The sequence below is a fragment of the Nonomuraea sp. NPDC049709 genome (assembly GCF_040674815.1).
GTDB lineage: Bacteria > Actinomycetota > Actinomycetes > Streptosporangiales > Streptosporangiaceae > Nonomuraea.
The window spans coordinates 1-19029 of sequence record NZ_JBFANM010000042.1 but is presented as its reverse complement, the minus strand read 5'-3'; the positions used below and the strand labels follow the sequence as shown (position 1 = coordinate 19029).

The 19029-nt window shown below is 71.9% G+C and carries 19 protein-coding genes; 6 read left to right on the top strand and 13 right to left on the bottom strand.

Going from position 1 to position 19029, the window contains the following annotated elements; all coding sequences use genetic code 11:
* Window positions 1-96: 96 nt before the first annotated feature.
* Together AB0J69_RS35685 and AB0J69_RS35680 are read right to left on the bottom strand one after the other, a co-directional pair.
* The gene (locus AB0J69_RS35685; protein ID WP_364126700.1) at window positions 97-564 is read right to left on the bottom strand and encodes a cupin domain-containing protein; all 468 of its coding nucleotides are present in this window, start codon (window positions 562-564) and stop codon (window positions 97-99) included.
* 95 nt (window positions 565-659) lie between these two features.
* The gene (locus tag AB0J69_RS35680) at window positions 660-2060 is read right to left on the bottom strand and encodes a hypothetical protein (protein ID WP_364126697.1); all 1401 of its coding nucleotides are present in this window, start codon (window positions 2058-2060) and stop codon (window positions 660-662) included.
* Window positions 2061-2215: 155 nt separating this feature from the next.
* Between AB0J69_RS35680 and AB0J69_RS35675 the strand changes: the two genes are divergently transcribed.
* Window positions 2216-2620 carry a VOC family protein gene (locus AB0J69_RS35675; RefSeq protein ID WP_364126694.1) on the top strand — a complete coding sequence of 135 codons (405 nt, stop codon included), beginning with the start codon at window positions 2216-2218 and terminating at the stop codon, window positions 2618-2620.
* Window positions 2621-2644: 24 nt separating this feature from the next.
* Here AB0J69_RS35675 and AB0J69_RS35670 read toward each other — a convergent pair whose 3' ends face one another.
* From AB0J69_RS35670 to AB0J69_RS35645, 6 genes are all read right to left on the bottom strand, one after another.
* Window positions 2645-3178, bottom strand: coding sequence for a hypothetical protein (locus tag AB0J69_RS35670; RefSeq protein WP_364126692.1), 534 nt, complete (start codon window positions 3176-3178; stop codon window positions 2645-2647).
* A gap of 135 nt (window positions 3179-3313) precedes the next feature.
* Entirely contained in the window at window positions 3314-4018 is a 705-nt protein-coding gene (locus AB0J69_RS35665; RefSeq protein ID WP_364126689.1) for an ABC transporter ATP-binding protein, read from the bottom strand.
* Window positions 4015-4791 (bottom strand): ABC transporter ATP-binding protein, encoded by a 777-nt coding sequence (locus AB0J69_RS35660; RefSeq protein ID WP_364126686.1) that lies wholly within the window; start codon window positions 4789-4791, stop codon window positions 4015-4017. Before AB0J69_RS35660 ends, AB0J69_RS35665 begins: the two co-directional genes overlap by 4 nt.
* Window positions 4788-5834 carry a branched-chain amino acid ABC transporter permease gene (locus AB0J69_RS35655; protein ID WP_364126684.1) on the bottom strand — a complete coding sequence of 349 codons (1047 nt, stop codon included), beginning with the start codon at window positions 5832-5834 and terminating at the stop codon, window positions 4788-4790. The genes AB0J69_RS35660 and AB0J69_RS35655 overlap by 4 nt, the downstream gene beginning before the upstream one ends.
* A gap of 55 nt (window positions 5835-5889) precedes the next feature.
* Window positions 5890-6762 carry a branched-chain amino acid ABC transporter permease gene (locus AB0J69_RS35650; protein ID WP_364126681.1) on the bottom strand — a complete coding sequence of 291 codons (873 nt, stop codon included), beginning with the start codon at window positions 6760-6762 and terminating at the stop codon, window positions 5890-5892.
* Window positions 6762-7961 (bottom strand): ABC transporter substrate-binding protein, encoded by a 1200-nt coding sequence (locus AB0J69_RS35645; RefSeq protein ID WP_364126679.1) that lies wholly within the window; start codon window positions 7959-7961, stop codon window positions 6762-6764. The genes AB0J69_RS35650 and AB0J69_RS35645 overlap by 1 nt, the downstream gene beginning before the upstream one ends.
* Window positions 7962-8249: 288 nt before the next feature.
* Between AB0J69_RS35645 and boxB the strand changes: the two genes are divergently transcribed.
* Window positions 8250-9728, top strand: coding sequence for a benzoyl-CoA 2,3-epoxidase subunit BoxB (gene boxB, locus AB0J69_RS35640; protein ID WP_364126676.1), 1479 nt, complete (start codon window positions 8250-8252; stop codon window positions 9726-9728).
* Here the strand turns inward: boxB and AB0J69_RS35635 are convergent.
* Entirely contained in the window at window positions 9725-10609 is an 885-nt protein-coding gene (locus AB0J69_RS35635; protein WP_364126674.1) for a PaaX family transcriptional regulator C-terminal domain-containing protein, read from the bottom strand. The genes boxB and AB0J69_RS35635 overlap by 4 nt on opposite strands.
* A gap of 201 nt (window positions 10610-10810) precedes the next feature.
* On the opposite strand from AB0J69_RS35635, the gene boxC reads away from it, so the two are divergent.
* The 3 genes from boxC to AB0J69_RS35620 are packed head-to-tail and all read left to right on the top strand — an operon-like array spanning window position 10811 to window position 14950.
* Complete coding sequence (gene boxC / locus AB0J69_RS35630; protein ID WP_364126671.1) at window positions 10811-12451, top strand: 2,3-epoxybenzoyl-CoA dihydrolase; 1641 nt, start codon at window positions 10811-10813, stop codon at window positions 12449-12451.
* A gap of 2 nt (window positions 12452-12453) precedes the next feature.
* Window positions 12454-14031 (top strand): benzoate-CoA ligase family protein, encoded by a 1578-nt coding sequence (locus AB0J69_RS35625; RefSeq protein WP_364126668.1) that lies wholly within the window; start codon window positions 12454-12456, stop codon window positions 14029-14031.
* A gap of 49 nt (window positions 14032-14080) precedes the next feature.
* The gene (locus tag AB0J69_RS35620; protein ID WP_364126665.1) at window positions 14081-14950 is read left to right on the top strand and encodes an amidohydrolase family protein; all 870 of its coding nucleotides are present in this window, start codon (window positions 14081-14083) and stop codon (window positions 14948-14950) included.
* Between the two features lie 61 nt (window positions 14951-15011).
* Here AB0J69_RS35620 and AB0J69_RS35615 read toward each other — a convergent pair whose 3' ends face one another.
* The 3 genes from AB0J69_RS35615 to AB0J69_RS35605 form a co-directional block, all read right to left on the bottom strand.
* The gene (locus tag AB0J69_RS35615; RefSeq protein WP_364126662.1) at window positions 15012-15593 is read right to left on the bottom strand and encodes a GNAT family N-acetyltransferase; all 582 of its coding nucleotides are present in this window, start codon (window positions 15591-15593) and stop codon (window positions 15012-15014) included.
* Window positions 15594-15707: 114 nt separating this feature from the next.
* Window positions 15708-16268 carry a TetR family transcriptional regulator gene (locus AB0J69_RS35610; RefSeq protein ID WP_364126659.1) on the bottom strand — a complete coding sequence of 187 codons (561 nt, stop codon included), beginning with the start codon at window positions 16266-16268 and terminating at the stop codon, window positions 15708-15710.
* Window positions 16265-16852, bottom strand: coding sequence for a sugar O-acetyltransferase (locus AB0J69_RS35605; RefSeq protein ID WP_364126656.1), 588 nt, complete (start codon window positions 16850-16852; stop codon window positions 16265-16267). Before AB0J69_RS35605 ends, AB0J69_RS35610 begins: the two co-directional genes overlap by 4 nt.
* A 150-nt stretch (window positions 16853-17002) precedes the next feature.
* Between AB0J69_RS35605 and AB0J69_RS35600 the strand changes: the two genes are divergently transcribed.
* A complete protein-coding gene (locus tag AB0J69_RS35600) occupies window positions 17003-17698 on the top strand; it encodes a TetR/AcrR family transcriptional regulator (RefSeq protein WP_364126653.1) in 696 nt (231 codons plus the stop codon).
* A gap of 16 nt (window positions 17699-17714) precedes the next feature.
* On the opposite strand, the gene AB0J69_RS35595 is transcribed toward AB0J69_RS35600, so the two are convergent.
* Window positions 17715-18875 carry an inositol-3-phosphate synthase gene (locus AB0J69_RS35595; protein WP_364126649.1) on the bottom strand — a complete coding sequence of 387 codons (1161 nt, stop codon included), beginning with the start codon at window positions 18873-18875 and terminating at the stop codon, window positions 17715-17717.
* Between the last annotated feature and the right edge of the window lie 154 nt (window positions 18876-19029).

Genomic DNA, 19029 nt, shown 5'->3' with positions numbered 1-19029 from the left:
AACAACCCGGCGCCGTCTCTGCTCACGCACGCAAGGGCGGCGCCGAACCATCTCCTCCGGCGGGCGGCGCCTGGGGCCGGGGCCCGTCCGCGCGGGTCACGGCACCGGGCGCGGGCCGACGATGTCGATCCCGTGCCGCGCCGCGATCTCGCTCAGCGCGGCCGGGTCCGGTGTCGCACCGCCCGCGTCGATCACGAAGTCGGCGAAGCCCGGGCCGTGGTGCAGCGTCAGATAGCGGGCGGAGTCGCTCGTCACCACGAACCCGTGTGGCCGCCCGGCGGCCAGCACGGCAGCGCAGCCGGCACCGGCCCAGTGCTCCCGGCCGTCCACCACCACCCGCAGCTCGCCCTCCAGCACCACGAAGGTCTCGCTGTCGGCCCGGTGGACGTGCATCGGGCTGCCGTGCCCCCGACGGCCCCGGGACTCGACGACCGCGAACTCGCCGCCGGTGTCGTGGCCGGTGACGCGCAGGTGATAGAGCTCGCCGAGGAACGAGACGGTCTGCTGGGTGTCCGGCGTGGTGATCGCCGGATTCCGGATTCGCGCGGCGTTCGAGGATGTCATACCGACAGTCTCCCGGCAGGCCGGTGGCGGCGGCGTTGACCACGCGTGCACGGGCGTGGACGGCGGGTGCGGGAACCGGTCGGCGGGGTCCGCGGCTACCCGGCGGCGTACAGCCTGGCCAGGCGCGCGCCGAGATCGGCGCCGTAGTTCTGGTGGTAGACCTGGGCGGAGCAGTAGACCGGGCCGCCCGTCCGCGCCAGCCCGGCCGTCCAGGTGGTGGCGTTCTCCACGCCGGGGTCGCTCAGCTGCAGGCCGGTGAGCGCGATGTCGTCCACGCTCGCGTCGATGAAGTAGTTGCTCACGCCCTTGCGCTCGTACAGCCGCCACTGCAGCTTCGCGCTCGTCGCCCCCGCCAGCCTGGCCGTCAGGTCGACCGTCACCTTCTGCCAGACGTTCCCCGCGTCGGCGGTGACGTCCCGGTCCCAGACCAGCTGGCCGTTGAGCAGGAGCTGCTTCCTGTGGTAGCCGGACGGGCTCGTGGAGCCGCTGGTGTCGCGGTGCCAGAAGCTCACCGCGCGCGTGGCCGCGCCCGGTGTCAGGGTCGCGGTCCGCGTCGCCCCGCAGGCCATCCCGGGCTTGGTGGCGGTGCCGGTCTGGACGACGAAGCTCAGCCGTCCGCTGCCGGTGCGGGCCAGGTTGTCCGTCGCGGGGCGCGTCCAGCCCTGGTCGCGGGACACGAACGGCAGCTTGTACTGCAGGATCCCGGCGAGCTCTCCGGTACGGACGAGCTCGATCCCCTTCCTGGTGATCGCCTCGACGTAGGAGACCGTCGGCTTCTGGGCGGCGTGGCTCAGCGGATGGGCGTACGGCATCAGGTAGACCTCGGTGCCGGGCAGCCGCGCGGCGAGCTGCTTGACCTGGTACGACAGGCTCCACGTCCACGAGGTGTCCCGGTGCGGCTCGTCGCGGAAGGGGAAGATCACCCCGTCGAGGAGCGGGACCTGCCCGGCGATGAACGCGTCGGTGAACTGGCTGTAGTAGACGGTCGGCACGAACTTCAGCGCGGGGCTGACCGCCTCGGCCGCGGCCCGCATCTGCCCGACGTAGGCGGGGGTGAACGTCGAAAGATCGTAGGCGTAGTCGTCCACCGTCCAGCCGACCAGGTTGGGAGAGCTCTTGGCGAGGGTGGCGATCTCGCGGGACCAGGCGACGTAGTCGTTCTTGAACGGCCGGGAGACGGCTGCCTGGCTCGGCGCGTACACCAGCACCCACACGCTGATCCCGGCCTGCCTGGCCGCCGGCAGGAACTCGTCCCGCAGGTCGGTCCAGTGCACGTTGTCACCGGCCATCGGGTACACGTAGGTGTTCGCGTCGAGTGCCGCCAGCCCCGCGAGGATCGCCTTGGTGTCCACGTGCCTGATCCCGTCGGCCCGCGGCTCCTCCTCCCGGATGAGGTTGCCCGCCGTGCCCACCACGGCGGGGGCATCGGCGTGGGACACGCCGGAGATCAGCGACAGCAGCACGGAGAAGACGGTCACGAGCACGAGACGGATCACGAGGGGTTCCTTAGGACATGATCAGGCGGCAGGCCCGTCAGCGTAGTGAGCGCGGGTATGCCGCCGGTATGCCGTGTGCGCCCGATCGGGCCGCCGTCCCGCAGGGCCGCGGTGGGGAGTGGTGCCCCCGTCCCGCCGGCACTACTCTGCCGATCATGCGCATGCTGCATCTCGGGCTGCGGGTCACCGACCTGGAACGCTCGCTCGACTTCTACACCGCGCTCGGGTACGCCGAGCTCGGCGGCGTCCCCGACACGAAGTTCGGCAGCCTGACCATGCTCCAGCTGCCCGACGACCCGTTCGTCAGCCTCGAGCTCGTGCACGACCCCGCCAGACCGGTCGAGGACACCAGCGCCGTCAACCACCTCGTCGTCCAGGTGGACGACCTCGACGCCACGATCGCCGACCTCGCGGCCAAGGGCGTCACGGCCGAGCCACCGGCGGAACCGGGGCCGGGGGTCCGGACGTCATGGCTCACCGACCCCGACGGCTACCGGATCGAGCTCGTGCAGTGGCCGCCCGGGCATCCGGCCGGCATGACAGCGGCCGATTTCGCCTGACGCGCCGCAGGCGGTCCGGCCACCTCACGCCGGCTGGCTCTTGTGACCGCAGGAAGGGCACTCCGTCGTGAGGCTGCCTTCATGACGGGTGCATGCGCACGGGAACGAACCGCAATAGATCAGGTCGGAATCCGGCCAGTCGCTCTCGTCACGAATCTTCGCACCGCCGAGACTCATGAACTGAAAAGTACGTGTGTCGGAATCGTCATTGACGATCTGAATGCGCCAGTTACTTCCGGGGCGATCGAGAGCTACTCGTACGAGGTACACGTCGAGGTTCTTCCGCATCCAGGTCGCCGAGCCGGCAATGTGGTTCTCGGCATCGGCGACCTGCTGCGTCTCGGGGAATTCCGTGACCTCCACCACGGGTCCCGTGCCGGCCGCGAGGTGGATCAGCGGCGGCCTGCCGCCGTCATTGTGGCCGTCAGGGGCGAAGGCCGTGACTCGTACCAGCATCGTCCGGTTCGAGTCGGTCGTCTCGATGTCGATGAATTGGCTTGACTCTCCGGCGGCCAGCTGCAACGGAGCTGACGAGCTAGGGAAATTGCCAGAATTCATGACTTACCATCCGATCAATGCACCGACAGGCTGGGAATGCCCCTAGCCCTATTTGCCCAGATCAGCACGCCGGCGCACGGGGCCTTCGGCAAACAAGCCCCCATTGTCGTCCCACGAGCATTCCAATGCCGCGGGTCAGCCGACGCCGAGAAGAGCGTGGGCGCGGGTGCGATCGGCGCGGAAGTCGGCGGTCGAACCCCGGTGCACGATCCGTCCCTTCTGCATGACCGCCACCTCGTCCGCCAGGCGGAAGGCCAGGTGCAGGTCCTGCTCCACGAGCACGATCGCGATGCCCTCGCCGCGCAGCCCTTCCAGCAGGCCCGCGACCTGGTCGACGACGGCGGGGGCGAGGCCGTCGGACGGCTCGTCCAGCAGGAGCAGGCGCGGAGCGCGCAGCAGGGCCCGGCCGATCGCCAGCATCTGCTGCTCCCCGCCCGACAGCTGGTCACCGCGGTGGGCGCGGCGCTCGGCCAGGCGCGGCATCAGCTCGTAGACGCGTTCCACCGTCCACGTCGGCTGTCCGCGGCGGGCCGCGAGGCCCAGGTTCTCCGCCACGGTGAGGGGTGCGAACACGCGGCGGCCCTGCGGGACGATGGCAACGCCGCTGCGGGCGACGGTGTGCGCGGCGGCCCCGGCGAGTTCGCGGTCGCCGACGCGGACGCTGCCCGCGTACGGCTTGAGCAGGCCCATGACGGTGTGGACGAAGGTGGTCTTGCCTGCGCCGTTGCGGCCGAGCAGCGCCACGACGCCGCCCTCGGGCACGGTGAGGTCGACGCCGTCGAGCACGGTGGTGCCCGCGTAGCCCGCGCGCAGCTCCCGTACGGTGAGCACGTCCGTCATCGGGAGTCTCCGGTGAAGAGGTCGTCGGTTCTGGCCGAGCCGAGGTAGGCCCGCTGGACCTCGCCGTCGGCCCGGATCTGCTCGGGAGAGCCGGAGGCCAGGACTCGCCCCAGGTGCAGGACGGTCACCCGGCCGGCCAGGCGGAAGACCACGTCCAAGTCGTGCTCGACGATGAGCAGGGTCAGGCTGTCCGGCAGGCGTTCGACCAGGTCGGCGAAGCGTTCGGTCTCGGCGGCGGACATGCCCGCGGTGGGCTCGTCGAACATGACCAGGGCTGGCTGCGCGGCCAGCACCATCGCCACCTCGAGCTGCCTGCGCTCGCCGTGGGACAGCGCGGCGGCCCGGTCTCCCGCCCGCCCGGTCAGCCCGACCGATTCCAGGTGGCGGCGCGCCTCGGCCTCGGTACGGCGGAAGCGGCGCGCGGCCCGGTCGAAGCGGTGCGCCACGCGGTGGACGCGCTGGACGGCGAGGGCGACGTTGTCCAGGACGGAGCAGTTCAGGAAGAGGCTGGCGTGCTGGTAGGTGCGCAGCAGGCCACGCCGGGCACGCTCGGGCTCCGGCAGCGCCGTGATGTCGTCGCCGCCGAACAGCACGCTCCCTCCGGTGGCCGGCAACGTTCCGGCCACGGTGGCGAACAGCGTCGACTTGCCGGCCCCGTTCGGCCCGATGAGAGCGTGCCGCTCCCCCGGCAGCACGGACAGGTCCACGCCGTCGACGGCCCGGAGCGACCCGTAGGCGCGGGTGAGGCCGCGCAGCTCCAGCAGAGGCGTCACGGGATTCGCTCCTTCCGATGACGGCGGCGGAGACCGGCGGTGAGGCCGGCGGTGAGACCAGCCGTGAGACCGGCAAGGCCGCGCGGGAGCAGGAAGACCACGGCCACGAAGACCAGGCCCAGCACCAGCGGGCCGTGGCCGCCGATGGAGGCCGACAGGTTGTCGCGGACCAGCAGCACCAGGGCCGCTCCCAGGCAGGGGCCCCACAGGCTGCCGGCGCCGCCGATCACCACGCTGAGCAGGGCGAGCGCCGCGACCTCGAAGGCCAGGTCCCCGGGCGAGACGAACCGGGCATGCGCCGCCCACAGCGCCCCGCCGGTGCCCGCGACGGCTCCGGCGAGGCAGAACACGCCGTACCGGGCGAGCGCGGGTCGGTAGCCCAGGGCCCGCAGCCGGGGCTCGTTGTCGCGGATGCCGCGCAACGTCCTGCCGTACGGGGAGCGCACGACCAGCGCGACCGCCGCGAAGACGATGACCGCCACCGCGAGCACCCACCAGTAGACGAACCCGGCGGCGGTGAGCGGCGGGCCGCCGAACAGGCTGATCGGCGGCATCCCGGCCAGCCCGTTCCCGGCGCCCACGGCCGGCCAGGTGTCGGCCACCTGGTGCACCGACTCGCCGATGGCAAGCGTCAGCATCAGGAAGACGATGCCCCGGGCTCGGACCGCCACCCAGCCGGTGAGGGCTGCGGTGATCAGACCGGCGGCCAGGCCGGCGAGTGCCTGGACGGCCGCGTCGGAGGTGAGGTGGATGCCCACCAGCGCGGCGGTGTAGGCGCCGGCGCCGAAGTAGGCCGCCTGCCCCAGGGTGGGCAGCCCCGTGACCCCGGTCAGCAGGTCGACGCTGAGCACCAGCACGGCGAAGGCGAGGATCCGGGTCATGGTCGACACCGGGTAGACGCCCAGCACCAGGGGCGCCGCCGCGAGCAGCACGAGCACCGGCACGGCCACGAGGGCCTTGCGGGCGATCCGCCTGGGCCGGCTGTCGTCCACCGCTTCCGTCCGATCGGCCGCCGACGTGGCCGTCTCGTAGGTGGCCTTCACGCCTCCACCGCTTCCGTCCGATCGGCCGCCGGAGTCGCGGTCCGGCAGGCCGCCTTCACGCGGGCACCGCCTTCCGCGCGGGCAGCAGGCCCGCCGGGCGCACCAGGAGCACCAGGCCCATCGCCCCGAAGATCAGGAAGGACGCGTACTCGGGCAGCAGCGCGGTGCCGAGGGCCTGGACCTGCCCGATCAGCACGGCGCCGAGCAGCGCGCCGCGAACGGAGCCCAGCCCGCCGATGACCACCACGACCAGCGCGAGCAGCAGCACCTTCTCGTCCAGGCCCGGCGCGGCGCCCAGGATGGGCCCGGCCAGCACGCCGCCGACGGCCGCGAGCCCCGCTCCCGCGGCGAAGACCCCGACGAGCACCCTGCCGGTGTTGATGCCCAGCGCGGACACCATGCCGCGATCGGCGACGGTCGCGCGGATCAGCGAGCCGAGCCGGCTCCGCTCGACCAGCACGTAGACGCCCACGGCGAGCACCGCCCCGAAGCCGATCACCAGCAGCCGGTAGACCGGGTAGGCCTGGCCGAACACGGAGACGCTCCCCGCCACCGACGCGGGCGCGGCGACGGAGTGCACCTCGTTGCCGAAGACCGCCGACAGCGTCTCGGCGACCACCAGCGAGGCGCCGAGGGTGAGCAGGGCCTGGTCGAGGTGGTGCGGCGTGGCCCGCGACAGGCCGGCGAGCACGCCGCCGAGCACGGCCCCCACCGCGGCGGCGACCAGCACCGCCAGGACGAAGGCCGGCAGGCCGCCCTCGCCGGCGGTCAGCGCGACCACGATGTACGCGCCGACCAGGTAAACCGCTCCGTGGGCGAGGTTGAGCACGTCCATCATGCCGAACACCAGCGACAGGCCGAGCGCGATGGCGAACAGCAACGAGCCCATCGCCAGGCCGTTGAGCACGCTCACCAGGTACGTGACCATCAGCTCAGCTCGCTGAGGACGGCATTGACCACGGTGCCGCCGGTGGAGCGGACCTCCCGCAGGTAGTACTTCTGCTGGGCGTCGTGGTCGGCGTCGAAGCTCCACCCGCCCCGGGGGCTGTCGACGGTCCCCACCGTGCCCAGCGCCTTGACCAGTTCGTCGCCGGTGCCGCCGGGGGCGTTGGCGAGCGCCTTGTCCAGCACCGACGCGGCGTCGTAGGCCTGCACCGCGTACACCGTCGGGGCCTCGTCGTAGGCCTTGCGGTAGGCGTCCACGAACTCCTTGTTGCGCGGGGTGTCCAGTTCCGAGGAGTAGTGGAGCGAGGTCTTCACGCCCACTGCGGCGTCGCCCTGGGCGTCGAGCACGCCGCCCTCGGTCAGGAAGCCGGTGCCGTACAGCGGTGTGCTGTCGGCCAGCCCGAACTGCTGGTACTGCTTGACGAAGCTCACGGCCTCCGCGCCGGCGTAGAAGGCGTAGACGGCCTTGGCGTCGGAGCCGCGGATCGCCGACAGGAAGGGCTGGAAATCCTGGGTCTTGCCGAAGGGGGTGTACTTCTCCCCCGCCACCTTGCCGCCCGCCGCCTCGAACGTCTTGCGGAACCCGGCGACCATCTCCCGGCCGGCGGCGTAGTCGGCGGCGATGAGGTAGACGCCGCCCTTGACCTCCTTGGCCACGGCGGGGCCCAGCGGGGCCGCGACCTTCCCGTTGGCGAAGCTGGTGCGCCACACATACGCGGACTTGCGGGCGCCGGTGATGTCGTCCGCGCCCGCGTTCGCCACCAGCAGCGGTTTCTTGGACTCGTGGAAGAAGTCGCGCAGGCCCAGTGCGGTGGCGGAGTTGACGACGCCGACCACCGCGGTGGCCTGGTCCTGCGTCACCAGCTTCTGCGCGGCCGGCACGCCGGTCTGCGGGCCCTCGCCCTCGTCGGCACTGACCACCTCGACGGTACGGTTGCCGAGTTTGCCGGCGTGCTGGTCGAGATAGAGCTGGAAGCCGTTGCGCATGTCCTCGCCGAGCGGCGCGTAGACGCCCGACAGCGGCACCAGCAACCCGATCTTCACCGCGTCGCCGGCCTGGCCACCGCCGGACTGGTCGAGACTCGAGCCGGCGCAACCCGAGAGCACGACAGCGGCCGTCGTCAGGGCGAGGACGGCCGTGCTGGTGCGTAACGTGCGCAGATCGATGGAGAGAACGTGCATGGCAACACTCCAGGGAGATGGCTCGGCGCGCCCCCGTGCTGAGACGGTGCGCCCAGAATCTACAGACGCCTGTTGTGACGTCAATAGCGTGTAACCAATCGAGACCTTCGACGCCCGTTCATCGCGGCCGACCCCGGCGCGGTCGCGGCACCGGCCGGATCCGCGGCGGCGATCCGCACCCTGAGCTGCCGTTATCGCCCCGGCCGCACAATACTTGCTACACATACCTTCTGTGTCGCGATAAGAATGTGGCATGTTGAGGAGTGTGTCCATCAGCAAGGAGTAGCCATGTCCACTGACTCCCGCACCGGCGCCGCACCCTCACCCTCCGGCCCGCTCAGCCGCGTCGACTACAGCGAGCGCATCCCCAACAACGTCGACCTGGCGAGCGACCGCCGCCTGCAGCGCGCGCTGGAGAGCTGGCAGCCGAAGTTCCTGGACTGGTGGAAGACGCTCGGCCCGGCCCTGCCGACCAAGGACGTCTACCTGCGCACCGCGGTCGCCGTCGGGCGCGACGGGTGGGCACACTTCGACCACGTCCCCATGGAGGAGTACCGCTGGGGCATCTTCCTGGCCGAGCGCGACCCCGACCGCACGGTCGGCTTCGGCAAGCACAAGGGCGAGCCCGCCTGGCAGGAGGTGCCCGGCGAGCACCGGGCCGACCTGATGCGGCTGATCGTCGTGCAGGGCGACACCGAGCCCGCCAGCGTGGAGCAGCAGCGCGTCCTCGGCAACACCGCGCCCAGCATCTACGACCTGCGCAACCTCTTCCAGGTCAACGTGGAAGAGGGCCGCCACCTGTGGGCCATGGTCTACCTGCTGCACGCCTACTTCGGCCGGGAGGGCCGCGAGGAGGCCGAGCAGCTGCTCAAGCGCAACTCCGGCAACCTCGACGCGCCCCGCATCCTCGGCGCGTTCAACGAGGAGACCACCGACTGGCTGCAGTTCTTCATGTTCACCTACTTCACCGACCGCGACGGCAAGTACCAGCTCGGCACGCTGAAGGAGTCGGCGTTCGACCCCCTCGCGCGCACCTGCCAGTTCATGCTCAAGGAGGAGGCCCACCACATGTTCGTGGGCACCACCGGGGTGCAGCGCACGCTGGAGCGCACGGCCGAGCTGATGAGGCGGCACGGCACCGCCGACATCCTGCCCCACGGGGGCATCCCGCTCGACATCATCCAGAAGTACCTGAACTTCCAGTTCTCCGTCTCCATGGACCTGTTCGGCTCCGAGCAGTCCACCAACGCCGGCAACTACTACACCTCGGGGCTCAAGGGCCGCTGGATGGAGACCCGGCGCAAGGACGACCACGTCCTGCTGGAGGCCACCCGCGAGCTGCGCTACGTCGCTGACGGCCGGATCACGACCAGGACCGTCCCCATGCTCAGCGCCCTCAACCTCGACCTGCGCGACGAGTACACCACCGACTGCGCCCACGGCGTGCGCCGCTGGAACCAGGCGCTGGAGGACGCCGGCCTGGACGAGCGGCTCTACCTGCCGCACGAGGGCTTCAACCGCAAGGTCGGCGTCTACGCCGGCCACCACGTCACCCCGCACGGCGAGGTCGTGGACGAGGCCGCCTGGCAGGCCCGCGCCCACACCTGGCTCCCCACGGCCGAGGACCGCGAGAAGGTGGCCTCCCTCATGGTCCCCGAGTACGAGTACGGCAAGTTCGCCGGCTGGATCGCCCCGCCGAAGACCGGCATCAACGACCAGCCGGTCGAGTTCGACTACGTGCACCTGGCCGACGAAGGGCTGCTCTAGTGCCGCGCGGCCGCCTCCTCCTCCATGCGGTCCCACTCGGACTGGGCGCGCCGGTGCCACCGGTTGTGCAGGTCGTGGAAGACGGCGGCCGCCCGGGTGCCGGGCCAGGCGTGGTCGAGCAGCTCGGCGGGCAGGTCGGGGTCGAGGAACGGGAAGCGCCGCCACTCCTGGATGAGCAGCACCTGGTTGACGAACGCCTCGCGGTCGGAGGAGACCGTGCGGCGTTCGAAACGTTCGATGAAGCTCAGATAGCGCTTCTCGACGTCGTCGAGGTCCCAGGCGGCCGTGATGATCTTCGTGGTGTCGCCGATGCCCGCCGACGGACCGGTCCAGGCGTAGGCCCGATCGGCGAGGTCGAGCTCCCGGACGACCTCGCGCACCTCGGCCTCCTTGGAGGCGTCGGGCACCACCCACAGCCCCGGAGCCGGCGAGCCGAGGCCCAGCCAGGTGAGCTTGGTGCGCAGCCGGTGGCGGAGCTGACGCTGGGTCTCGGGCACGCCCGCGGTGAGCACGAGCCAGCGGCCGTCCCATGTGTGCGGCCGGCGCATGAAGCCGTAGATCCGCTCGGCGCCCTCGCGCAGCAGCCGGTCCCCCGCCTCCGACAGGATCCAGCGCACTTTGCGGCCGTGCCGCTCCGACTGCAGCAGCCCCTCGGCCGCGGTGCGGGACAGGGCCTGCCGGGCGGACTTCTCCTCCACGCCGAGGGACGCGAGGGCCTCGATCAGGCTGCCGGTCCACATCTCGCCGCGGCGGGGCATGACGAACTCTCCGAGGATGGTCAGCAGCAAGGACCGGGCGCTGGCGGACGTCCTGTCCTGCGGGCGTTCCGCGGGCACGGCCGACCGGCCGCCATCGGGCGTGCGCGGTTCGCTCGGGGCCACCGCTCCCTCCCTCGTCCGAAGCTCCGTGACGCGCATTCTCTCAGGTCAGGCACGCCTGCCCGTAATCCGGACCGGGGTCACGGAAGCGCATCAGTAAATACTACAAAGCCTTGACGCTACTCCTATATCAAGTCGAATATGAGGGGCTAAGGTCCCGAATCCTCGGAGCACGCATTGACTGTCACCGCTGGAACCTCACCGATGGTCCGCTTCGCGACCTCGCCGGACCGCTACCGCCACTGGACGCTTGAGGTGGACGGCGGGGTGGCCACCGTCACCTTGCGCGTGGACGAGCACGGCGGCCTCGTCCCCGGTTACGAGCTCAAGATGAACTCCTACGACCTCGGCGTCGACATCGAGCTGTACGACCTCGTCCAGCGGCTGCGCTTCGAGCACCCGGAGGTCAAGGCGGTCGTCGTGACCGGCGGCCTGGACCGGATGTTCTGCGCCGGAGCCAACATCCGCATGCTCGCCCAGTCCTCGCACCCGTGGAAGGTGAACTTCTGCAAGTTCACCAATGAGACCCGCAACGGCATCGAGGACGCCACCGAGCACTCCGGCCAGACCTGGATCGCCGCGCTCAACGGCACCGCCGCGGGCGGCGGCTACGAGCTGGCGCTGGCCTGCGACCAGATCGTCCTCATCGACGACGGCTCCTCGGCCGTCTCGCTGCCCGAGGTGCCGCTGCTCGGCGTGCTGCCCGGCACCGGCGGCCTGACCCGCGTGGTGGACAAGCGGCACGTACGCAAGGACCGCGCCGATGTGTTCGCCACCAGGTCCGAGGGCCTGCGCGGCAAGACCGCCCGCGAATGGGGCCTGGTCGACGCCACCGTTCCGCGCAACGCCTTCTCCGAGGAGGTCGCCAGGCGCGCCGGCGAGGCGGTGCGGGCGTCCCGGCGCCCCTCGGGCGCCAAGGGCGTCGTCCTGACGCCGCTCGACCGCGGCGACGAGGGCGACACCATCACCTACCCGTACGTGTCCGCCCGGATCGACCGGGCGAACCGCAGGGTCGAGATCACGGTGTCCGGCCCCCACGACACCCCGCCCGCCGACCCCGCCGCCCGGGGAGCGGACTACTGGCCGCTGGCCATGACCCGGGCGCTGGACGACCTCATCCTGCACCTGCGTACCAACGAGCTGGACCTCGGCATCTGGGTGCTGCGCACCGCCGGCGACCCCGAACGGGTGCTGGCCTACGACACCCAGCTCCACGAAGCGGACGACTGGTTCGCCAACGAGGTGCGCCACTACTACAAACGCACGCTCAAACGCCTCGACGTCACCAGCCGCAGCCTCATCGCCGTCATCGACCCGGGCACCGCCTTCGCCGGGCTGCTGGCCGAACTGGCGCTGGCCGCCGACCGGCAGTACATGCTGGAGGGCGTCTACGAGGACCGCGACGACGGCGGCCCCGCCGCGATCGTCCTCAGCCCGTCCAACGACGGCGACTACCCGATGGGCAACGGCCTGTCGCGCCTGCGGTCCCGCTTCTGGGGCGACGACGCCGGGCTCGAAGCCGTGCGCGCCCGGCTCGGCGAGCCGCTGGACGCCGCCGCCGCGCTGGAGCTCGGCCTGGTCACCGTGGCCATGGACGACATCGACTTCGCGGAAGAACTCCGCATCGTCCTGGAAGAGCGCGCCTCGCTCTCGCCGGACGCGCTGACCGGCATGGAGGCCAACCACCGCTTCGTCGGGCCGGAGACCGTGGAAACCAAGATCTTCGGCCGGCTCACCGCCTGGCAGAACTGGATCTTCGTCCGCCCGAACGCCTCCGGCCCCGACGGCGCCCTGCGCCGCTACGGCACCGGCCGCAAGGGCGACTACGACCTCGAGCGGGTGTGACCATGAGCGGGAGCGAGTTCAACGCCGGCGTCTGGCTCTGCCACCGCCACGTGCGCGAAGGCCGGGGCGACCGCGTCGCCGTCCGCGCCGGGACCACGCTCACCTACGCCGGGCTGTCGGCGCTGGTCTCCGCGGCCACCGCGGGGCTGCGCGGGCTGGACCTGCGGCGCGACGATCGGGTGCTGTTCGTCACCGGCGACGACGTGCCCATGTTCACCGGCATCCTGGCGGCCTTCTGCGCCGGATTCGTCGCCGTACCGGTCTCCACGATGCTAGGGGCCAAGGAGCTCGGCACGATCATCGCCGACTCCGGCGCGAGCGTGGTGGTGGCGAGCGCCGAGTACGGCCCGCAGGTCCAGGAGGCGCTCACCATGGCGCCCGAGGTGCGCCACCTGGTGTGCGACGGCCCCGAACCGCTGCCCGCGCCCGCCGGGATCACCTCGCTGACCTGGCAGGACCTCCTCGCGGACGGGGAGCGGGCGCCGGCCGGGCTGCGCGAGCCCGCCGGCACGCTGGAGGACTCCTGGGCGCTGTGGCTCTACACCTCCGGAACGACCGGCGCCCCCAAGGGCGCCATGCACCGCCACGCCGGCATCCGGCACGTCTGCGAGACCTACGGCGACCAGGTGCTCGGCATCCGCCCCGACGACGTCTGCTTCTCCGTCGCCAAGCTCTTCTTCGCCTACGGCATCGGCAACTCGATGTTCTTCCCCCTCGCGGCCGGCGCGGCGACGCTGCTCGAACCGCGCCGTCCCAGCCCCGCCGTGACCGCCGAGCGCCTGGCCGCCGACCGGCCGACGTTGTTCTTCGGGGTCCCCACCTTCTACGCCGCGCTGCTCGGCGCCGGCCTGCCCGAGGACACCTTCATGTCGGTACGGCTGGGCGCCTCGGCGGGAGAGGCGCTGCCCGCGCCCCTGCAGGACCGCTTCACCCGGCGCTTCGGCGTGGAGATCATCGACGGCATCGGCTCCACCGAGGCCCTGCACATCTTCCTGTCCAACCGGCCCGGCGAGGTGCGCCCCGGCACCACGGGCCGGCCGGTGCCCGGCTACGACATCGAGCTGCGTGACGCGGAGGGCGCCCCCGTACCCGACGGGCAGCCCGGCTCCCTGCACGTGCGGGGCGGGTCCGTCGCCCTGGGCTACTGGCGGCGGGCCGACGCCGGCCGGGCGGTGTTCGCGGGCGAGTGGCTCAACACCGGCGACACCTACGTCCGCTCCCCCGACGGCTACTACACCTGCCTGGGCCGCAGCAACGACCTGCTCAAGGCGGGCGGCATCTGGGTCTCGCCGGTGGAGGTCGAGAGCCGCCTGCTGGAGCATCCTCAGGTCGAGGAGGCCGCGGTGGTCGGCCTGGCGGACGAGCACGGGCTCGACAAGCCGGTCGCCTGCGTCGTCGTCCGGAGCCCGGTCACCGCCGGCGAGCTGATCCAGTGGTGCCGCGACGGCCTGGCCGCGTTCAAGCGGCCCCGTCAGGTGATCTTCCTCGACCGGCTGCCCAAGACCGCGACCGGCAAGATCCAGCGCTTCAAGGTCCGCCGGATCGTCGCGGACCTGGCCGGCGGGGGGCTGCCCGGATGAGCGCCCGCGACGCCGGCGCGCGCGAGCAGGTCACCGCGAAGGTGCTGCCATGATCGACGGCCTCCCGCTCATCGACGCGCACGTCCACGTGCCGCTGCTCGGCACCCTCAGGCCGGCCTGGCGGCGGTGGGCCCGCGACTTCGGCGCGGACGGCGTCATGGAGGACGCCTGGGATCGCGAGGGCCGGCCGCGCCCGGCTCGCCTGGACGAGATCTTCGCGGCCGAGGGCGTGGACGTCGCGCTGCTGTTCTGCGAGTACAGCCCCAAGGCGACCGGCACGCAGGCGTTCGAGGACCTGCTGCCCATCGTCGAGCACAACCCGGCCCGCTTCCGCCCGGTCGCCAACGTCAACCCGCACCTGCACTTCCCGATCGCCGCCGAGGTACGCCGGCAACTCGACCTCGGAGCCGCCGCGCTCAAGCTGCATCCTGTGCACGGCGGCTTCCGCTGCGACGACGCGGCGCTGTACCGGGCGTACCACGTGCTCGAAGAACGTGCCGTCCCGCTCGTCGTCCACTGCGGCACCAGCTCCTTCCCCGGCGCCGCCAACGAGAACGCCGACCCGCGCTTCCTCATCCCGGTGATCCGTGACTTCCCCGGGCTCAACGTCGTGCTCGCGCACGGCGGGCGCGGCTGGTGGTACGACGCCGCCGCCTTCCTCGCCCTGTCCCACGACACCGTCTGGCTGGAGCTGTCCGGCCTGCCGCCCAAACGGCTGCCGGAGTACTACGCCAAGTTCGACCTCGCCCGCCTCGCCCGCAAGTGGATCTTCGGCACCGACTGGCCGGGCGTGCCCGGCACCGCCGCCAACGCGCGTGCCGTCGCCGGACTGGTGCCCGGCAAGGTGGCCGCGGCCGTCCTCGCCGGGAACGCCAGGAACGTGTACGCCGGTCTGCCCCCGATCCAGGAGGCGCACTGACCCACACCCGCTACCGGCCGATCCCCGCCTCCGGATCACCGGCCTCACATATGCCACATATTCATGACGACGTGTTAGACCGATGTGGAGTGACCGCCTCCAGGTCCTTGCGGTAGATCACGAAGTGGCAGGGCGTGGCCAGGTGCGGCGCCAGGTGCGGGTAGTCCCGCTCCACCACCCCCGTGGCGACCGGCCGATAGCCGATCCGGCCGTACCAGGCGGCCAGGAACTCCTTGGACGGATGCCGCCAGTCCCGCGGCATCAGCAGCTCCAGCTGCATGACCCCGCGCCCCTCCGCCCGGCCGAGCCGCTCGGCGAAGCGTACGAGCTCCCGCCCCAGCCCCAAGCCCCGATGCCGGGGCGAGGCGGCCAGCATCCCGAACTCGCTCGTGTCGCCGTCGACCTCCCGCACCCGCACGCACCCGGCGATCCGCCCGTCCACGAGCGCCACGGCGATCTCCTCCGCCTTGACGTAACCGGCGATCTCCGCCACGGACGTACGGGCGACGCCACCGGCCCACAAGCCCTCCTCGGCGACCGCGTACACCTCGTTCACCAGATCCGCGAGCTCGGCCATCAGCCCGTCATCAGCGGCGGCACCCACCGGAAGCCGCCGGATCTCGAACTCCCGCGCAACGATCATCAGGCACTCCTTGTCTCGTTCCCCATCGGATCCGGCTCAATTCTCGGCCCGGCCGCGCAGGAACGCGGTCACCGGTTCCCGGTTCCTGCCTGGCGGGTGGGTGCGGGGAGGGGGTCAGCGCAGGTACCGGTGGATGGCGTGGCGGATCTGCTCCGGTGTCATCGGGTCGGTCGACAGGGCGCTGTGCAGCGTGAGCCCTTCGATGAGCGCGTCGAGCTCGCGGGCGGTGGTGGCGTCGAAGTGGCGTTCCAGCGCCTGCCGGCTGCGGGCCATCCACGCCTGGGTGACGGCCAGGAGGGCCGGGTTGCGGGCCGCGGCCACGTACAGCTCCGCCGTGAGGACGAGGTCGTGCCGGGAGCCGAGCAGGTCGTCCGCCACCAGCGTGATGACGGCCTCGACGGCCTCGTCACGGTCGCGGGCGGCGCTCAGACGCTCGTCGAAGACGCGGGCCACGGCGTCGGCGTGCCGGGTGAACGCCTCGGCGAGCACCTCCTCCAGGGACGCGAAGTGGTACGTCATCGAGCCCAGCGGCACGTCCGCGGCGCGGGCGATCTCCCGGTGCGTCGTCCCGGCGACGCCGCGCTCGGCGATGACGGTGAGCGCGGCGTCGATCAGCCGGTCCCGCCGCCCGGGGTCGTGCCGCCGCTGCCGCCGCGGGATGGCGGGAGTGCTCATGCCGTGCCCGGCTCGATCGTACGGATCACGCGGGCCGGGTTGCCGGCCGCGACGACGTTCGCCGGGAGATCGCGGGTGACCACCGCGCCGGCGCCGACGACCGTGTTCTCCCCGATCGTCACCCCGGGCAGGACGATCGCCCCGCTGCCCAGCCACACGTTGTCGCCGATGGTGATCGGCTGGGCGGCCTCCCACTTGGCCCTCCGCAGCTCCGGGTCCACCGGGTGGGTCGGCGTCAGGAGCTGCACGTTCGTCCCGATCTGGACGTCGTCGCCGATGGTGATCGGCGCGACGTCCAGGGCGACGAGGCCGAAGTTGGCGAACGAGCGGGCGCCGATGCGGAGGTGGCTGCCGTAGTCGACGCGCAGCGGCGGCCGGATCACCGTGCCCTCGCCGACCGCGCCGAGCAACTCGGTGAGCAGCCGGCGCTGCTCCCGCGGGTCGCGGGCCGACGTGGCGTTGAAGGCGTCCATCAGGTCGGCGGCGCGCAGCAGGCGCTCGGCCAGTTCCGGGTCGTCGGCGACGTACAGGTCACCGGCGAGCATCCGCTCCCGCATCGAACGGTCGTCAAGGTTGGCCATCATACGTACAACAGTACATATATTGCGTACGCTTGTACGTATCGGCCCGGCCATGGGCGGGGGCCGAACCACCGGACCAGGGCCTGCTTGAGGCCGCCGGGGTCCGCCGCGGAGCTCGGTGAACACCGGAGGTCCCCACGATAAGATACGCAAGTGAATCGTAAGAACGAGCGGATCACAGGCGGGCGCGAAGAGGGCGGCGCGATCGGGGCGCGGGCGGCGGAACGTCGTGCCGACGGCGACACGACCCGTGACAGCGGCGCAGCCCGTAGACGCGGCCCCGAACTCGAGGACGCGCTCCTCGACGCCGCATGGGACGTGCTGGTCGAGCACGGATATCACGGCTTCACCTACGAAGCGGTCGCCGCCCGCGCCGGCACGAGCCGTCCCGTGCTCTACCGGCGCTGGCCGCAGCGCGACGACCTGCTGCTGGCCACGCTCACCAGGTTCTGGCAGCCGATCGAGGTGCCCGACACCGGCAACCTCCGCGACGACGCGATCGGCTTCCTGCGCAACGCCGACGCCGACCGCGCCGGCATGATCACGTTGATGAGCGTGCGGCTGGGAGGCTACTTCCACGACACCGGCACCAGCCTCGGCGAGCTACGCGACACCCTCGTGCCGCCGGGCCAGGCGACCGCCTTCGAGATGATCGTCGCCCGCGCGGTCGGGCGCGGCGAGCTGCCCGACGTGCCACGTCCGTCCCGCGTGGTGAACCTGCCGCTGGACCTGCTGCGCCACGACATGTTCATGACGATGCGCGCGGTGCCGGACGAGTCGATCGTCGAGATCGTGGACAGGGTGTGGCTGCCGCTGCTGGGGGTGCCCGGCGCTCCGCCCGCGTCCTAGCCGGGTCCCGGCGCCGTCATCGCGTCGTCTGCCCCTCCCCGCGCGCGCCGAGTGCGTCAACGGCGGCCCGCAACGCCTGCCACTGCTCGGCCAGCCCGTGCGGTACGTCTCCGAGGGGGTCCTTGAAGAAGAAGGCCAGTTCGGTGAGCGGGCCCGTGCGCCCGGCCCGATGCGCGGCCGCGGTCAGCCGCGCCAGGTCCAGGATCAGCGGCGCGGCCAGCGCCGAGTCGCAGCCGTGCCAGGTGAACTCCATGCGCATGCGGGTTCCGAGGAAGCCCTCGAAGGAGATCAGGTCCCAGGCGCTCTTGAAGTCGCCGAGGTCCTCGACGAAGTCGATCCGGGTGTCACCCTGCGGGACGTAGCCGAGCGTCTCGGCGAGCACGCGTTGTTTGCTGGCGGACTTGGCCGCGTTGGCGGCCGGCTGGGCGAGGTTGGCGCCGTCGCCGCCGCCCAGCAGGTTGATCCCCGACCAGGTGCGCACCTTCAGGTTGCGCTGGGCGAACATCGGGGCGAGCACCGACTTGACCAGGGTCTCGCCGGTCTTGCCGTCGTGGCCCGCGTACGGGAGCCCCTCCCTGCGGGCCAGCGTGTCGAGGGCGGGCAGGCGGGCCCCGGTGGAGGGGGTGAAGTCGACGTACGGGCAGCCGGCTCGCAGGGCGGCGTAGGCGGCCAGCGCGCTGGGCGGCAGGACGGCCTCCAGGCCGCCCAGCGCGGCGCGCAGCGCGTCGAGATCGGCGTGGGCGGGATGGGGTGGCGGGGCCGGTTCGGTGGTCGACACGTTGATCACGACGACGCGGTCCAGCCCGTGCCGCCGGCGGAAGCGGTCCAGGTCGGCGCCGATGGCGTCGGCGGTCTCGGCCTGGGTGTCGTGGACCGGCAGGGGCAGGACGTCCTGCTCGACCTCGGACAGCGCGTCGCGTACGGCCTCGGCCGGCCGCCCGGGGACGATTCCCGCCTCGGCCAGGGCGGCGGCCTTCTTGCCCAGGGGGATCGAGGAGATGTCGTGGCCGCCGAAGACCAGGTCCCCGATGCCGGGGAGGGCGTCGCTGTGCAGTTCGGGCGACTCCAGGACGCACCCGGTAGGTTCGGCCAGGCCCGCCCGGACCGCCAGCGCCCCGAGCATGCTGGTGACCGCGACCGATCCTCGTGCGCCGATCAGCCATACTCCGGTTCTCATCTGTCTCCTCTCGCGATGGTCCGCCGGGGCGGGGGATGCCCCGGCGGGATGTCCACGGCGGGTCGGTTGGTGGCGGGGGGGGGGCCCGGGGGGGGGGCCCCCCCCGGCGGGGCGGGGGGTATAGGTGGGGATGGCGGGGGGGGAGGGGGGGGGC

Excerpts from the sequence above, each read along its gene's own strand:
- AB0J69_RS35595 (WP_364126649.1), bottom strand. The coding sequence starts at position 18,875 with ATGAGAACCGGAGTATGGCTGATCGGCGCACGAGGATCGGTCGCGGTC.
- AB0J69_RS35675 (WP_364126694.1), top strand. The coding sequence starts at position 2,216 with ATGCGCATGCTGCATCTCGGGCTGCGGGTCACCGACCTGGAACGCTCG.
- AB0J69_RS35665 (WP_364126689.1), bottom strand. The coding sequence starts at position 4,018 with ATGACGGACGTGCTCACCGTACGGGAGCTGCGCGCGGGCTACGCGGGC.
- AB0J69_RS35645 (WP_364126679.1), bottom strand. The coding sequence starts at position 7,961 with ATGCACGTTCTCTCCATCGATCTGCGCACGTTACGCACCAGCACGGCC.
- AB0J69_RS35685 (WP_364126700.1), bottom strand. The coding sequence starts at position 564 with ATGACATCCTCGAACGCCGCGCGAATCCGGAATCCGGCGATCACCACG.
- AB0J69_RS35615 (WP_364126662.1), bottom strand. The coding sequence starts at position 15,593 with ATGATCGTTGCGCGGGAGTTCGAGATCCGGCGGCTTCCGGTGGGTGCC.
- AB0J69_RS35610 (WP_364126659.1), bottom strand. The coding sequence starts at position 16,268 with ATGAGCACTCCCGCCATCCCGCGGCGGCAGCGGCGGCACGACCCCGGG.
- AB0J69_RS35650 (WP_364126681.1), bottom strand. The coding sequence starts at position 6,762 with ATGGTCACGTACCTGGTGAGCGTGCTCAACGGCCTGGCGATGGGCTCG.
- boxC (WP_364126671.1), top strand. The coding sequence starts at position 10,811 with ATGGTCCGCTTCGCGACCTCGCCGGACCGCTACCGCCACTGGACGCTT.
- AB0J69_RS35620 (WP_364126665.1), top strand. The coding sequence starts at position 14,081 with ATGATCGACGGCCTCCCGCTCATCGACGCGCACGTCCACGTGCCGCTG.
- AB0J69_RS35625 (WP_364126668.1), top strand. The coding sequence starts at position 12,454 with ATGAGCGGGAGCGAGTTCAACGCCGGCGTCTGGCTCTGCCACCGCCAC.
- AB0J69_RS35605 (WP_364126656.1), bottom strand. The coding sequence starts at position 16,852 with ATGATGGCCAACCTTGACGACCGTTCGATGCGGGAGCGGATGCTCGCC.
- AB0J69_RS35670 (WP_364126692.1), bottom strand. The coding sequence starts at position 3,178 with ATGAATTCTGGCAATTTCCCTAGCTCGTCAGCTCCGTTGCAGCTGGCC.
- boxB (WP_364126676.1), top strand. The coding sequence starts at position 8,250 with ATGTCCACTGACTCCCGCACCGGCGCCGCACCCTCACCCTCCGGCCCG.